Origin of the sequence: Rhizobium sp. Root274 (genome assembly GCF_001429245.1) — a bacterium.
In the GTDB taxonomy this organism is placed as follows: domain Bacteria; phylum Pseudomonadota; class Alphaproteobacteria; order Rhizobiales; family Rhizobiaceae; genus Allorhizobium.
Map to the genome: position 1 here is coordinate 339,635 of NZ_LMJE01000001.1, position 14,513 is coordinate 354,147.

General features: G+C 62.4%; 14 protein-coding genes and 1 pseudogene. 6 read left to right on the forward strand and 9 right to left on the reverse strand.

The genetic code is table 11. The features are described 5' to 3' along the window. Window positions 1-3 precede the first annotated feature (3 nt). A complete protein-coding gene (gene nadA / locus ASE36_RS01790; RefSeq protein WP_062275061.1) occupies window positions 4-1,074 on the reverse strand; it encodes a quinolinate synthase NadA in 1,071 nt (356 codons plus the stop codon). Between the two features lie 221 nt (window positions 1,075-1,295). Between nadA and ASE36_RS01795 the strand changes: the two genes are divergently transcribed. The 5 genes and pseudogenes from ASE36_RS01795 to ASE36_RS01815 all read left to right on the forward strand — a co-directional run. After that, the gene (locus ASE36_RS01795; protein ID WP_062275063.1) at window positions 1,296-4,094 is read left to right on the forward strand and encodes a DUF2339 domain-containing protein; all 2,799 of its coding nucleotides are present in this window, start codon (window positions 1,296-1,298) and stop codon (window positions 4,092-4,094) included. 79 nt (window positions 4,095-4,173) lie between these two features. Continuing rightward, the gene (locus ASE36_RS01800; RefSeq protein WP_062275065.1) at window positions 4,174-4,827 is read left to right on the forward strand and encodes an HD domain-containing protein; all 654 of its coding nucleotides are present in this window, start codon (window positions 4,174-4,176) and stop codon (window positions 4,825-4,827) included. 9 nt (window positions 4,828-4,836) lie between these two features. Then, window positions 4,837-5,682: an MOSC domain-containing protein gene (locus tag ASE36_RS01805; RefSeq protein WP_062275067.1), complete on the forward strand. Its 846-nt coding sequence runs from the start codon at window positions 4,837-4,839 to the stop codon at window positions 5,680-5,682. A 389-nt stretch (window positions 5,683-6,071) separates the two neighbouring features. Beyond that, on the forward strand, window positions 6,072-7,292 hold the full coding sequence (locus tag ASE36_RS01810; RefSeq protein ID WP_062275069.1) for an MFS transporter: 1,221 nt from the start codon (window positions 6,072-6,074) through the stop codon (window positions 7,290-7,292). 401 nt (window positions 7,293-7,693) lie between these two features. Then, a pseudogene (locus tag ASE36_RS01815) lies at window positions 7,694-7,873 on the forward strand (hypothetical protein); the annotation flags it as partial. A 2-nt stretch (window positions 7,874-7,875) separates the two neighbouring features. Here the strand turns inward: ASE36_RS01815 and recO are convergent. Both recO and ASE36_RS01825 read right to left on the reverse strand, forming a co-directional pair. Next, window positions 7,876-8,649: a DNA repair protein RecO gene (recO, locus tag ASE36_RS01820; RefSeq protein ID WP_062275075.1), complete on the reverse strand. Its 774-nt coding sequence runs from the start codon at window positions 8,647-8,649 to the stop codon at window positions 7,876-7,878. A gap of 54 nt (window positions 8,650-8,703) precedes the next feature. Further along, entirely contained in the window at window positions 8,704-9,330 is a 627-nt protein-coding gene (locus tag ASE36_RS01825; RefSeq protein WP_413813642.1) for a TetR/AcrR family transcriptional regulator, read from the reverse strand. Between the two features lie 179 nt (window positions 9,331-9,509). Here ASE36_RS01825 and ASE36_RS01830 point away from each other — a divergent pair, with 179 nt between their 5' ends. Further along, complete coding sequence (locus ASE36_RS01830) at window positions 9,510-10,658, forward strand: AbrB family transcriptional regulator (protein WP_156378544.1); 1,149 nt, start codon at window positions 9,510-9,512, stop codon at window positions 10,656-10,658. 18 nt (window positions 10,659-10,676) lie between these two features. On the opposite strand, the gene era is transcribed toward ASE36_RS01830, so the two are convergent. The 6 genes from era to ASE36_RS22090 all read right to left on the reverse strand — a co-directional run bounded on the left by era (window position 10,677) and on the right by ASE36_RS22090 (window position 14,490). Further along, a complete protein-coding gene (era, locus tag ASE36_RS01835; RefSeq protein WP_062275079.1) occupies window positions 10,677-11,618 on the reverse strand; it encodes a GTPase Era in 942 nt (313 codons plus the stop codon). A gap of 9 nt (window positions 11,619-11,627) precedes the next feature. After that, the gene (rnc, locus tag ASE36_RS01840; protein WP_062275081.1) at window positions 11,628-12,350 is read right to left on the reverse strand and encodes a ribonuclease III; all 723 of its coding nucleotides are present in this window, start codon (window positions 12,348-12,350) and stop codon (window positions 11,628-11,630) included. Continuing rightward, window positions 12,347-13,084, reverse strand: coding sequence for a signal peptidase I (gene lepB, locus ASE36_RS01845; protein WP_062277840.1), 738 nt, complete (start codon window positions 13,082-13,084; stop codon window positions 12,347-12,349). Before lepB ends, rnc begins: the two co-directional genes overlap by 4 nt. 97 nt (window positions 13,085-13,181) lie before the next feature. After that, window positions 13,182-13,586 carry a holo-ACP synthase gene (acpS, locus tag ASE36_RS01850; RefSeq protein ID WP_062275083.1) on the reverse strand — a complete coding sequence of 135 codons (405 nt, stop codon included), beginning with the start codon at window positions 13,584-13,586 and terminating at the stop codon, window positions 13,182-13,184. Window position 13,587: 1 nt separating this feature from the next. After that, the gene (locus ASE36_RS01855) at window positions 13,588-14,169 is read right to left on the reverse strand and encodes a DUF2062 domain-containing protein (RefSeq protein WP_062277843.1); all 582 of its coding nucleotides are present in this window, start codon (window positions 14,167-14,169) and stop codon (window positions 13,588-13,590) included. Window positions 14,170-14,337: 168 nt separating this feature from the next. Further along, window positions 14,338-14,490: a DUF3563 family protein gene (locus tag ASE36_RS22090; protein ID WP_082510745.1), complete on the reverse strand. Its 153-nt coding sequence runs from the start codon at window positions 14,488-14,490 to the stop codon at window positions 14,338-14,340. Window positions 14,491-14,513 lie beyond the last annotated feature (23 nt).

Consider the following 14,513-nt stretch of genomic DNA (forward strand, 5'->3'; position numbering starts at 1 on the left):
GCCTCAGTTCTTCAGATGGATCATCCGTTCCACTGCAAGCCGTGCACGGCCTGCGATGGCGGGATCGACCGTCACTTCCTCCGTCATGAACAGCAGGCTGTCGAGGATCTTCGGCAAGGTGATGCGCTTCATGTGCGGACAGAGATTGCACGGCTTGACGAAATCGACCTCGGGGACTTCGACCTGGATGTTGGAGGCCATGGAGCATTCGGTGACGAGCAGCACGCGCTGGGGCCGCTTCGTCTTGACGTAGTCGATCATGCCCTTGGTCGAGCCGGCATAATCGGAGACGGCGAGCACGCTCGGATGGCATTCGGGGTGAGCGACGATCTCAATGCGCGGATCGGCCCGCTTGTATTCCAGGAGCTCATCCGCCGTGAAGCGCTCATGCACTTCGCAATGGCCCTTCCAGGTCAGGATCTTTTTCGTCGTCTGGTTGGCGACGTTCATCGCCAGATATTCGTCGGGGATGCAGAGTACCGTATCGCTGTCGAAGCTGTTGACCACGTCGACGGCATTGGCCGAGGTGCAGCAGATGTCGGTCTCGGCCTTCACGTCGGCAGAGGTGTTGACATAGGTGACCACGGGCACGCCGGTATAACGCTCGCGCAACAGGCGGACGTCGGCACCCGTGATCGATTCCGACAGGGAGCAACCGGCGCGGCCATCGGGGATCAGCACGGTCTTTTCCGGATTGAGCAGCTTCGAGGTCTCCGCCATGAAATGCACGCCGCATTGCACGATGATCTCGGCATCGACGCTGACCGCGTCGCGGGCGAGCTGCAGTGAATCGCCCTTGATATCGGCGACGCAGTGAAAGATTTCCGGCGTCTGGTAATTATGCGCCAGGATGACGGCGCCGCGCTCCTTCTTCACGCGGTTGATGGCGTGGATATAGGGCGCGAAGACCGGCCATTCGATTTCCGGGATGAAGTCGCGGACGCGCTCGTAAAGATGCGCTGTCTCCCTGGCGACGGCGGGCGTGTAACTGAGGTCGGGGCGTTCCCACATACCAAAACGATCCGCCGCTGTCTGCGTTACAAGGCCGGCATTGCGCCCGATTTGCGGTTCCATGGCAACCTCCTCCCGATTTATGCTCATATTGAGCATAATAAGAGCCAAAGAAAACCGGCAGGTGCCGGTGCACAGGATTTAGAAAGTTTCGGTTCGGATTGCAAGGCCGCCTTGTCATTGGTCTTCGCTCGGTTTGTGCGGTTGCGCCGTGACGCACTACGCTTCCCCTTGCCGCGAAAACGATTAGAGTTCGGAACATTCCGTCGACACCCGGGGGTCCGATGTTCGAAATCCTGCCGCTGATTCTGATCGGCATACTCTTCTTCAGCATGCGCGGCTCGGCCAAGCGCATCGACCGCCTGGAGCAGGAGTTGGGCGCCGTGCGCGAACAATTGCTGCGGCTTGGACAAGGCGAAATGTCGGCGCTACCGGCCGAGAAGCCTCAAGCAGCAGTGGACGCTGGCGAGGACGCGGCCTCGGCGGATGTATCTGCCGAGATCATCACCGCTCCCGAGGCGATGCCTGTTGATAGCCTCGGCGAACCTGCGTCCGAAGACGCGCCCGCAATCGCTGCTAGGGCCGGTTTGGACGGGACGGTGTCCTCATCACCCGCAGAATCGGTTGTACCAAAGGCACCGGCCGAAAGCCTGGAAAACCTCCTCGGTGCTCGCTGGGCAGTTTGGGCCGGCGGTCTAGCACTGGCGCTTGGTGGCGTCTTCCTCGTGCGTTACTCGATCGAGAGCGGGTTGCTCGGCCCCGGCGTCCGGTTGTCACTCGCTGCGCTCTTCGGGCTCCTACTGATGGCCGCCGGCGAACTGGTTCGGCGCAAGGCGCTGCCGCAGGCGACAGCCCTTTATGCCAATGCCATGGTGCCCGGCATATTGACGGCCGCCGGTGCTGTTGCCCTTTTCGGTGCGATCTACGCTGCCCACGGGATCTACGATTTCATCGGCCCGGCGACGGCCTTCGTGCTTCTGGCGCTCACCGCCTTCGCCGTACTCGGGCTGTCGCTGCTGCATGGCCAGGCGCTGGCAGGGCTTGGCCTTACCGGCTCGATGCTGACGCCGCTCTTGGTGTCCTCGACCAGCCCCAATCCGTGGACGCTGTTCATCTTCCTCACCGTTGCTCAAGTTGCGACTGCGATCGCTTCGCGGATGCGCGGCTGGCAGATCGTCCCGGCACTCGCACAAGTCGGCCTCGGTCTCTGGGCCCTGATCGGCCTCTTCGATCTCGGCGATCAGACACCCGTGACCCTTTCTCTGATCGCGATGATCGCTGCCTGGGTCATGATCTGGCCGGGCAATACGGAAGCGGATCTCAATCTTTCGGACGAGCCGCTGTTGTGGGAGGCCGTGGGGCGCCGCATGGCAACGGGCCGCCTCGGGGTCGACATTACGATGGCGCTGTCTGTGCTCATACCGGCGCTGGCCATGCTGGCAATCACCGGGCCGACCGCGATCTTTCCGACATTTTGCTTTGCCGCGTTGATCGCCGTGCTCGCGTCTGCCGGTGCGGCGCGCCAGGGCGCCTTCTGGCCGATGGTGATTGCCGCCGTCGGCGCGGTGTTTGGCGCGCTCGTCGAAACCAATATGATGACGCAGGTGCAGACCGTGCTTGATGGCGTCGGGGTCACCACGGAGACGGCTGCAGGCCTCGACCGGGTGATCGTGCTGCTCCTCTTCTATTTGGGGGCCATGTTCACCCTGCTCGGGCTTTCCTTCATCCGCCGCCGGGGTGCGGTGGACACAGTCTTCTCAACCCTCTGGGCGGGACTTGCCGCCGCGATGCCGGTTCTGCTCGCAACCATCAGCTTCGTCTTCTACGGCGTTTACGGGAGTGACTGGCACCATGGACTTTTCGCACTCGCGACCGGTACCGTGCTGTTGGCCTCAGCGGAATGGCTGGAACGCGCGGGTCTTGGCCGACGCCTGCGCCGCGCGCGTGATCTGCTGCTCTTCGGCAGCTTCGCCGCCTTTGCGCTCGCTCTCCATACGCTGACGGATGGCCTCGTCACGACACTGCTGCTCGCCGTCCTCGGCTTCGTCTACCTGATGGCAACACGGCTGCGCCCCTGGAGCGGGCTGCCCTGGATGATGGTGGCAGCCCTTTGCGGCGTGCTCTTCCGCATCGCCTGGGATCCGACACTGGTTGGCCCCGATGCCCTCAGCCGCACGCCCTTCTTCAACCAGTTGCTCGCCGGTTACGGCATTCCAGCGCTGCTCGCCCTTCTCTCCGCCTACGAGCTTCGCCACTGGCCGGGTGCGCGGGTGAAGAACGCGCTGCAGGGGCTGGCAAGCCTGATGGGCCTGCTCGCCATCGCCATCCTCGTCCGCCACGCGATGAACGGCGGCGTGCTGGATTCGTCTACCCCGACACTCGGCGAGCAGTCGATTTATACGCTGCTGGTGATCGGCCTCTCCGGGATCCTGATGACGCTTGATCTGAAATCGCCGAGCCCCGTCTTCCGTTATGGCTCGATGGTCGCGGGCGTCATCTCGATGCTGCAGGTGCTGAGCCTGCATCTTGGTGCGCTCAACCCCTATTTCAGCGGCGAGGGCACGGGCTCATGGCCCTTCGTCAACCTGCTTTTGATAGGCTACCTGCTACCGGGCCTCGGCTATGCCGGGCTCGCCGTTTACGCCCGCGACAAGCGGCCCCTGCCCTATGTCATCCTCCTTGCCGGCTCCGGCGCTCTGCTCGGGTTTGCCTGGGTGACGCTGAGTGTTCGACGCTTCTGGCAGGGCGAGTTCATTGCCTATTGGAAAGGTTTCGAGCAGGCGGAGACCTACAGCTACTCAGTGGCCTGGCTTGCGATCGGGGTCGGGCTGCTGGCGCTCGGGTCTCGCTTCGACGCCAGGAGCCTGCGCATCGCCTCGGCCGTTCTCGTGATCCTGACTGTCGCCAAGGTCTTCCTCATCGACATGGCCAATCTCGAAGGCGTTCTGAGGGCGTTGTCCTTCATCGGCCTGGGCTTCGTGCTGATCGGCATCGGGCTCTTCTATCAGAAGATCCTGAGTTCGAAGGCAAAGACCGCTGACGTTGCAGACGCCATGCGGGAGGACGAGGCGACGGGGATCTGAGCTTTCGCGGATTGCGGCGAGGCTGGGAGGCGGGCTAGATGGGTGCCTCGCCTGCCAGGAATCACCGGGATATTGTGACGTGACCGAACTTCTCACTGCCGAGGCCTTTGCCCCGCATCAGGCACTTGCGGCGCAGCTTCTGGCGCATGCGACCGAAGGCGACGACGGCTCGCATGACCTTGCGCATATCCACCGGGTGTTTCGCAATGCCATGCGCATCCAGGCCGGCGAAGGCGGGGACGCCGAGGTGCTGGCGGCGGCCGTTCTGCTGCATGATTGTGTCGCCGTCGAGAAGAATTCGCCGCTTAGATCGCAGGCCTCGCGGCTTGCGGCGGAGAAAGCGTCGAGCATTCTGGCCGATCTTGGCTGGGCCGAGGACCGGATCGCCCGTGTGGCACATGCCGTGCTGACCCACAGCTTTTCCGCCAATATCCCGCCCGAGACGATCGAGGCCAAGATCCTGCAGGATGCCGACAGGCTTGACGCGATCGGCATGGTCGGCGTGGCGCGCTGCTTCTACATTGCCGGGCGTTTGGGCTCTGGCCTCTACCATCCCGGCGATCCCGGCGCCGAGCATCGGCCGCTCGATGACAGGCGTTATGCGATCGATCACTTTCCGGCCAAACTCTTGAAACTCTCCGACGGGTTCCAGACCGCGACGGGTCGCGTCCTCGCTCAGGAGCGCCACCAGCGGCTCGAACAGTTCCTTACCCTCTTTCGCGACGAAATCTGAGGTCACTCCATGCAGGTCACCGGGCTTTTCATCTATCCGTTTAAGAGCGCCCGGGGCATCACGTTGCCGCAAGCGCAGATCGAGGCCATGGGGCTTGCCGGCGACCGGCGAATGATGCTGGTCGACCCGTCAGGGCATTTCATCACCCAGCGTGAACTGCCGGAGCTAGCCCGGCTGGCCGCCATTCCGGGCGCCTCATACTTGACGCTTCGGCTCGATGACGGGCGGGAAGCCATGGTCGCGCTGCCGCATCCCGAGCAGCGGATGGATGTGGCGATCTGGAAATCGATCGTCAGCGCTGCCGTTGCCGACGAGAGCGTGAATGCCAAACTCTCCGACTGGTTCGGACGGCCGGTGAAGTTGGTCTTTATCGATAGCGAGAGCCGCCGCATGGCAAGTGCGGAATGGGCGGGCGAGAATGCGCCGATGGGTTTTGCCGATGGCTACCAGATCCTCGTCACCACCACCGGGTCGCTGCGCGCGCTCAACGCGGACATGGGTGCCCATGGCGAAGGCTCGGTCGGCATGGACCGCTTCAGGCCGAACATCGTGCTCGATTGTGACGAGCCTTGGGCGGAAGATCGTTGGACAGGTCTTGAGATCGGCGGCCTCCATTTTGACTTCGTCAAACCCTGCCCGCGCTGCATCATGACCACGCAGGACCAAGGGACCGGATCACGCGAGGGCGCCAATCCGATGCCCGCCATGGGACGCATCCGCATGTCCGCCGACCGACGCGTGCCAGGGCCGCTGTTCGGCTGGAACGCGGTCCCGCGCGGCGACGGCGTAGTGTCGGTTGGGGACGCGGTCACGGTGCTTGGTATGCGCGAGGGCTGGGCGATCAAGCAGCGGTGAGATTGCGGAGTCGGCTGAGCATGCGACGGCCCCTCTCCCCCCTTGCGGGGGAGAAAGCGATTTCGATGAATTAGGCGAGCGCAAGCCGCCTAAACATCTGAAATCGCCAGAGAGGGGGTCTGTCGTCGTGCCCGCAGCACCGGTCCCCTCACCAACAAAATCTGAAGTTTAGGCGGCTTACGCACGCCTAAGCCTTCGATTTTGTAACCTCTCCCACAGGGGGAGAGGTAGGGCATGCTCCGTCACGGCCGCATCCAAGCCAGCTTAAGTGATCGGGTCCCAATCATCGCACCTGACTTTCATCAAATCCCTTGATGAGCAATTCATCAAAAGGCGTTTCTCGTCATGGAATGACTGCACTAATGTGTGATCGACAGAGGAGGATTCCCATGACCGTGACCAGCCGCCACCCGATGCCCTGGCTTATCATTCTTGCCGGATCGCTGATTGCGGTGATGACCTTCGGGCCGCGCTCCGCCATGGGTTTCTTCCAGCTGCCCATGCTCGCCGATCGTGGTTGGGATCGCTCGACTTTCGGCCTCGCCATGGCGTTCCAGAACCTGTTCTGGGGTGTCAGTCAGCCCTTCTTCGGAGCACTGGCAGACAAGTATGGCACCGGGCGCGTGCTGGTCATGTCCGGCGTGCTTTATGCCGCCGGCCTCTTGATGATGGCGCATGCGACGGCGCCGATCTGGCTCTATATGGGCGGCGGCGTGTTGATCGGCACGGCGATCGGCGCCGGTTCGTTCAGCGTCATCCTCTCGGCCTTCGCCCGCAATGTCACGCCCGAACAGCGCTCGATGGCGTTTGGCATCGGGACGGCGGCCGGGTCTGCCGGCATGTTCCTGTTCGCGCCGCTTAGCCAGGGTTTCATCTCCGCCTTCGGCTGGTCGGACAGTCTCGTCATCATCGCCGTCATGATGCTGGTCGTGCCGCTCCTCGCCTTCCCCCTGCGGGGCAATGCGCAGTCGGGCAGCCAGTCCGGCAATCAATACAAGCAGACAGTCGCGGAAGCACTGAAAGAGGCACTGGCGCATAAGAGCTATCTGCTGCTGACCACCGGCTTCTTTGTCTGCGGCTTCCAGGTCGCCTTCATCACCGCGCATTTCCCGGCCTATCTCGGCGATATCGGCATCGAGGCGCGCTATGCGGTCATCGCCATGGCGCTGATCGGCTTCTTCAACATCATCGGTTCGCTTGCCGCCGGCTGGATCGGGCAGCGCTATTCGAAACCCTATTTCCTCGCCTTCATCTATATCGGCCGCTCGATCACGGTGACGCTCTTCCTGCTCCTGCCGCAAACGCCGCTGTCCGTGGTGATCTTCGCCGCTGTCATGGGCCTTCTGTGGCTTTCGACCGTGCCGCCGACGAACGGGCTGGTCGCGATCATGTTCGGCACGCGCCATCTCGGACTGCTCGGCGGCCTGGTCTTCCTGTCGCACCAGATCGGTTCCTTCCTCGGCGTGTGGATGGGCGGTTATCTCTACGACCACTTCGGCACCTATGATCAGGTGTGGTGGTTGGGTGTGGCGCTTGGCATCTTCGCGGCTGTGGTGCATTGGCCGATCCGCGAAAAAGCGGTCGACCGGCCCGCCATGGCCGTGGCGTAATTTTGCCCAAAGTGAGATCATATTTCGGCATTCCACCTATGCCGGATCAAAATTCCTGCGTTTTCGCCTAGTGACCACTGTCACAGAAAATTATTTTATTTTTCTCGCTTGGCCCGTTGACGGATTCAGGGCCAGCACCTACCTTGTCGATGCTGGTTCGGACACTGACGACGAACCATGACTGGCCTCCGGCTTGGAGGCCACAGCCAAAGAAGGAGGTCAGCGAAATGCAAGTTGTATTTCTTGATGCCATCCGATCCTGGCAGACGACCCCGTGCCTCGTGATGGTGAAACGCCATTACGCCTGCTCCTGTCGAATGTGACGCAGCGCAAAGACTGATCACCACAAACGACTATTGAAACAGCGCCGTGCATCGTGTGCACGAGCGGGGACATTCGTTATGAAGAAGCAAGTCATCGAATATGCCGGGATTCCGGTTGGAATCACCATTCCCGACGGAGATCGGGTCAAGTTCATCGCCGTCAAATATCCGGTCATCGATCTGGACGGCGGTAGCTATCGCAATATCAGCGAACTGCAGGCCGCGATTCATCAGCACATGGCGAAATCGTCGCCGGAGGATCAGGCCGTGTTTCTCGGTGCGGCCAATTCGCCGGTGGCTTCCAGCGCCCGCAGGGTCTTCAACGCCGCCTGACAAAAGCCCTCCCGTGCCGCGCCCGCTTCCAGCCCGCGCGGCACGTAGACATGGCGGTCAAGGAAGTATCCGGTGAGCCGGAAGGCGGCGGCCAGGCTTTCGGGATCTGCCCCTCGCCTGCTTCCAGATGAAAGAAAATCCGGGAGTGCCAGCATCTTGTCGGCCCAGGGCGCGCCCGCCGCCCGGCTGACGGCACGGCCGGATTTCGGCGAGACGAAAGCCAGATCCTCGCGCAGGCCAGTCGCCGCGCATTCTTCGAGATCCAGTCCGAAGCCCAGATCGTTCAGGAGCGCCAGTTCGAAGCGGACGAAGAGTTCTCCAGCCGTCCCAGGCTCTTCCAGATGATCGAGGATCACGTCGAGTGCTTCGAAGAGATGCGGATGCGGATCACGCTCAGGCAGGAGGCGCAAGAGCGATCCGAGCGCCTGAACGCCGTAGACGGCGGTCGCACTCTCCATCAGCCGCCCAGCGCGCAATGCCAGTGGCTCCACCTTGTACTCACCGAGATGTTCGTCGAGCCGTGCGCGCCAGGTCACCTCCAGCCGGTTCCCCGGCTGCAGCACCGGCTGCATGCTGCGCGATCGACCTGAACGGACCATGCCCAGATGGCGGCCGCGGGTACGGGTCATCATCTCGGCAATGACGCTGGTTTCGCCATGCCGGCGCACACCGAGCAGAATTGCTTCGTCCGTCCATTGCATAAGTGCAGTCTAGCGCAGCCTGAGCCCTAGGGACAACCGATTCGGCCCGCGACTTCAGAAATCGCCAAGGTAGCGGCGGACCCAGCCGCGCCACTGCGCCAAAGCTTCGGTCTTGCCCGGATACCGTTTCTCTTCATGCAGTTGCGCCAGAGACTTCATTGCCTGCAGCAGGACGACGGCCATCGCCTGGCGCTCGTCGTCACCCAGGTTCGGGCGCCAGGTGGCAAGGCATTCGGCAATGTGGCGGCGCAGGCTTTCACGCAGGACGCCGGGGCGAACGCCCGGCTGCTCCCAGCGCGCATCGAGCAGGCTGAGCGCCAGGCTCCGCTCAGCCGAATGAGCGACGAAGACATCCAGCAGCCGATCGGCAAGGCCCGCGCCATCCATCTCTGCCGCCTGCTCGCGGATCTTGTCGAGCGCTGCCGTCACATGTTCGCCGTAACGGGCGACAAGGGCGTCCGCCAGCACGTCCTTGTTGGGAAAGAACTGGTAGAGCGAGCCGATCGGGGCGCCGGCACGGGCCGCGATCTCCGTCATGGTCGCAGCCTTGTAGCCCTGCTCGGCAAAGACGCTGGCACCGGCATCCAACAAGCGGGCAACGCGCGCGATGCCACGCTGGCGCTTCGGCTCCTTGGCGACGGGCGCAGCCGTTGCCTTCGGCGGCGCGGACGGCGCGGCGATTGCTGCGGCCTGCGCCGCCTGGGATACATCGGATGCTATCGGCAAACTTGACTTTTGCGAGGGCATGCTCATAAAACTCGTTTGTGAGGTCAACCTCATTTATTTTACGAATTTGCGCTTTCGTCCAGTGCTTATCCCATGCTTGGCGCTGGGAGCGCGGGCGAGACCGGGAGAGGCCCATGGGTGACGAGACAAGGCTGCCTAGTTCGGGAGCGGGTGTGAAAGCGGGTGGGGAGACTTCTCCTTCCCCGCCACCAGGAATGCTCACGCCCCTGCCCGTCCCGGCGCGCTGGGCCATTCTCCTTGCGGTCTCGCTCACACTGTCGACGATCCTCTTTGCCACCCACATTCCCGGCGCGCTCCTGCTCGGGCCGATGGCAGCAGCGATCCTGGTCGCCACCAACGGTGCTCGCCTTTCCGTGCATCGCTATCCCTATATCTTCGCGCACTCGCTGCTCGGCTGCATTATCGCCCGCTCGCTCGATCTCGAAACGCTGAAGGCCGTGGCGCTCGACTGGCCGATCTTCCTGGCGATCGTCGTTGCGGTCATCTCGGCGAGCAGCCTGCTCGGCTACCTGATTGCGAAAGCGGACATTCTGCCGGGCACCACGGCCGTCTGGGGGACATCCGCAGGAGCCGCATCCGCCATGGTCCTCATGGCTGAGGCGCATGGCGCGGATGCGCGGCTCGTCGCCTTCATGCAATATCTCCGGGTGGTGTTCGTCGCGACCGGTGCCTCGGTCATGGCAGCATTTGTCTTCCGGATCAGCGGTGGTGCGGCACCGCAAGTCGTCTGGTTTCCGCAGACCGACTGGCTCGACCTCGGTGTGACACTTGCCGCAGCACTCGCTGCCGCCTCTGTCGGGGCGCGGCTCAAGATCCCGGCGGGCACGATGCTGCTGCCGCTTGCCGTGACAACGATCCTGCATGTCGCAGGTGTCATCTCGCTGCATCTGCCGCAATGGCTGCTGGCGCTCGCCTATGGCGTGATCGGCTGGCGAATCGGCCTTACCTTCACCCGCAGGATCCTGCGCCATGCGGCCAGCGCCTTGCCGCAGGTTGTCGGTTCGATCCTTGTGCTGATGGCGTTTTGCGGTGGGCTCGCGTTCCTGCTCTGGCGGTTCATGGGCATCGACCCGCTCACCGCCTATCTGGCGACAAGCCCCGGCGGCCTCGATTCGATCGCCATCATCGCCGCCTCGACGCCCGTCGACATGTCGTTCGTCATGGCGCTGCAGACGATGCGGCTGATCCTGATTATCATTGCCGGGCCGAAAATAGCAGGTTTTGTCGCCCGACGGATCAAGCCCGCCGGGACGAAAGGGTGAGAGACAGACGAAAGACCGTCAGTCGCGCGGGAATTCCAGGCCCATTTCGCGGAAGCGCTCAGGGTCATTGCCCCAGTTTTCGCGCACCTTGACGAACAGGAAGAGGTGCACAGGCTGCTCGAGGATTTCCGACATCTCCTTGCGGGACGCCGTTGAGATCGCCTTGATTGCGTCGCCGTTCTTGCCGAGCACGATCTTCTTCTGGCTGTCGCGCTCGACGTAGATCACCTGCTCGATGCGAACAGAACCATCCTTGCGCTCTTCCCACTTTTCCGTCTCGACATGCGAGGAATAAGGAAGCTCCTGGTGCAGGCGCAGGAACAGTTTTTCACGGGTGATCTCAGCGGCCAACTGGCGCATCGGCAGGTCGGAGATCTGGTCTTCCGGATAATACCAGGGGCCCTCCGGGAAGGTCTCCGCCAGATAGTCCATGATGTCGTCACAACCGGAGCCGGTCGTCGCCGATATCATGAAGGTGCGGTCAAACTTCACGGTCTCGTTGGCCTTGGCCGCCAACTGGAACAAATCTTCATGGCGCACGCGGTCGATCTTGTTCAGAACGAGGATCTTCGGCTGCGGCACATCTTTCAGAGCTTCAAGAATCGCCTCGGCGTCGCCGCGCAGCCCCCGTTCGCTGTCGATCAGGAGCAGGATGATATCGGCATCCTTGGCGCCGCCCCAGGCTGAGGTCACCATGGCGCGGTCGAGCTTGCGGCGCGGCTTGAAGATGCCGGGCGTGTCCATGAAGACGATCTGTGCGTTCTTGTGGATCGCAATGCCGCGCATGACCGCGCGGGTCGTCTGCACCTTGTGGCTGACGATGGAGACCTTGGCGCCGACGAAGCGGTTGACCAAGGTCGACTTGCCGGCATTCGTCGGACCGATCAGGGCGACGAAGCCGGATCGGGTCGGGGTATTGACGGTGGCTTCGCCGCCGTCATGGTTTTCTGTTTCGCTCATGGTGTCCAATCAGTTCGCGTCGGAGGCCTTGGCCCAGACGCCTTCGCGTTCGAGAATCTTCGTGGCGGCCACCTGTTCGGCGGCGCGCTTGGAACGGTCGATGCCGATCTCCGGCTTGATGCCCGGGATCTCGACGATCACCGTGAAGCGGGGATCATGATCCGGTCCGGACCGATCCGCAACCTTGTATGTCGGCGGCTTGCCGAACTTGGCATGCGTCCATTCCTGCAGCTCGGTCTTGGCGTCGCGGCGCGCGCCATCGGCACGGGTGGCTCGCGCCGTCCAGAATTTTAAGATGAAGCTGCGGGCAGCTTCGAGCCCTGCATCCAGATAAATGGCCGCGATCAGGGCTTCGACCACATCGGCGCGCACATTCAGCATGTTCTTCGCGGTGATCTTCTTCACGTCGGCGCCGGTGCGAATGAAGCGGTGAAGCTCCATCTCGTCGGCGACGGCAGCACAGGTCTCGGCGCTGACGAGTTGGTTGAAGCGGACGGAGAGCTCTCCCTCCGCCGCCTTGCGGAAGGTGCTGAAGAGGAGCTCGGCCACACAGAGGCCGAGCACGCGGTCGCCGAGGAATTCCAGGCGCTCATAATCGCCCTCCCCCTTCGACGGCTGGACGCTCGAATGGGTGAGTGCCCGGGACAGACGATCCCGATCGGCAAAGCGATGCCCGATCAGAGTCTCGATCTGCTCCCAATGCTCCTCCGATGCGCCCTTTTTCCGGTTCATCCGACAACCTTGAACAGACGATCCCAACGCATGTTCGACGGCCACTTCCAGACTTCGCGGAAGGAGGTGTCGTTACCGAGCGAGAAGAAGATCAGCGAGGCTTTGCCGATCAGGTTCTCCGCCGGCACGAAGCCGACGTCGAAGCGGCTGTCCAGCGAGTTGTCGCGGTTGTCGCCCATCATGAAGTAATGCCCTTCCGGCACGATGAACTCGCGGGTGTTGTCGCCACGGCTGTCGGGCGCCTGATCGAGCGTGTCATAGGTCACGCCATTGTCCATGGTTTCGCGGAAGACCGGCACATCTGTGCCCGGATCCATGCGGTAATCCGAGGTAAAGACACCATCAGGCTGCTTCGGCACCGGCTGGCCGTTGATGTTCAGGACACCGTTGATGACCTGGATGCGGTCGCCCGGGAGGCCGACAAGACGCTTGATATAGTCAACGCTCGGGTTCGGCGGAAAACGGAAAACCACGATGTCACCACGCTTCGGCTCGCTCGCAAAGATCCGGCCTTCGAAGAGGTCGGGCGAGAAGGGCAGCGAGTATTTGGAATAGCCGTAGGAGAACTTGTTGACGAAGATATAGTCACCGACCAGCAGGGTCGGCATCATGGAGCCCGACGGAATGGTGAAGGGCTGGAACAGCACGGTGCGGATGACCATGGCCAGCAGGAGGGCCTGGATGATGACCTTGATGTTTTCCCAAAGGGCACTTTGCTTCTTGGCTTCGCTCACGCGGATCGTTTCCTTCTTGCGAAAATCCTGCACTGTCTAGTCGGTTCGTGCCCGCGCGGCAACCACGCAGGCGCGACAGCCGCCGCGACCGGTTAACTCAGGCGTTCACCGGCAGGGCTTCGACGATCACGAATGCCTGGGCATAGGGGAATTCGTCGGTGATGGTGAGATGAATGACGGGACGGTGGCCATGTGGCACGAGGCGTTCCAGAAAGGCCTTCGCGCCGCCGGTCAGTTCCAGGCCGGGCTTGCCGTTGGGCAGGTTGACAACGCCCATCTCTTTCCAGAACACGCCCTCAGCGATGCCTGTTCCGAGCGCCTTTGCCATGGCCTCCTTGGCGGCGAACCGTTTCGCATAGGAGGCCGCGCAATCCTTGCGGCCATTCGAGCGCGCCTGCTCCTCGTCCGTGAAGCAGCGAGCGGTGAACTTGTCGCCGAAACGTTGGATGGATTTCTCGATCCGCCTGATGTCGATGAGATCGCTGCCAATGCCGATGATCATATCAGACGCTCGTTCCTTCGAGGGCATCGGCCAGACGCGCCTTTGCCCGTTCGGACAGGCGCGCGCGGCGCCGGCGCTGAAAGCGATCAACAGCGACATAGGTGACTGCATAGACGACAACGGTGCTGATTGCCGCAAGCGGGATCGCTCCGACGAGCATGGGCTTCAAGATCGGCTCCCAGATATGGGCGATGCCCGACTGGTGCCATGCCCGGTGCAAATCGACGGCATCGCCGACCGGTGCGCCGGCACCGAGGATCCGGTGCCCGACTTCCCAGGTCGCCGCCCAAATCAGCGGAAAGGTCAAGGGATTGCCAAGCGCAGTGCCAAGGGCCGCCGCCAGCATGTTGCCGGAGATCAGATAGGCGATGGCAAAGGCAATGAGGAAGTGGAAGCCGATAAACGGCGTCAGCGACGAGACCACGCCGGCCACCAGTCCGGCAGCCACCGCATGGGGCGTCGCCGACAGGCGCAGCACGCGCTTGCCGAAGTATTGAAACGAGCGGGAGAAGCCTTTTCGCGGCCACAAAAGCTCGCGCAGCCTCATCGAATAGGAAAGCGGTTGGCGACGTCGGAACAGCATGGACAACATGTAGTTTATCCGCTGCGTTCCCCGCAAGGGCTACCCGTCGACGGAAGGGCTGAAATAGAGGGCGCCGAGAAAGATCGCCGCCGGATTTTCATCTGCTGGAGAGGCTCAGGTGAACCCCTCCTCACACGTCAGCTGCGGCCAAGGCTGGCCGCCGGTCAATCAGAAGCCGCGACGGAAAACACCACGGTCGATTTCGCGCTGGCGGTATTCCAGGTCGACGAGATCGCGAGCGCCGTTCAGGTAGCTCATTTCGCGCTCAGCAGCGCTCGGTACGCGGAGTGCACGGGCCAGTTTGCGGATCGGAGTAAACATCGTTTTGTCCTCGGTTCTTTGTC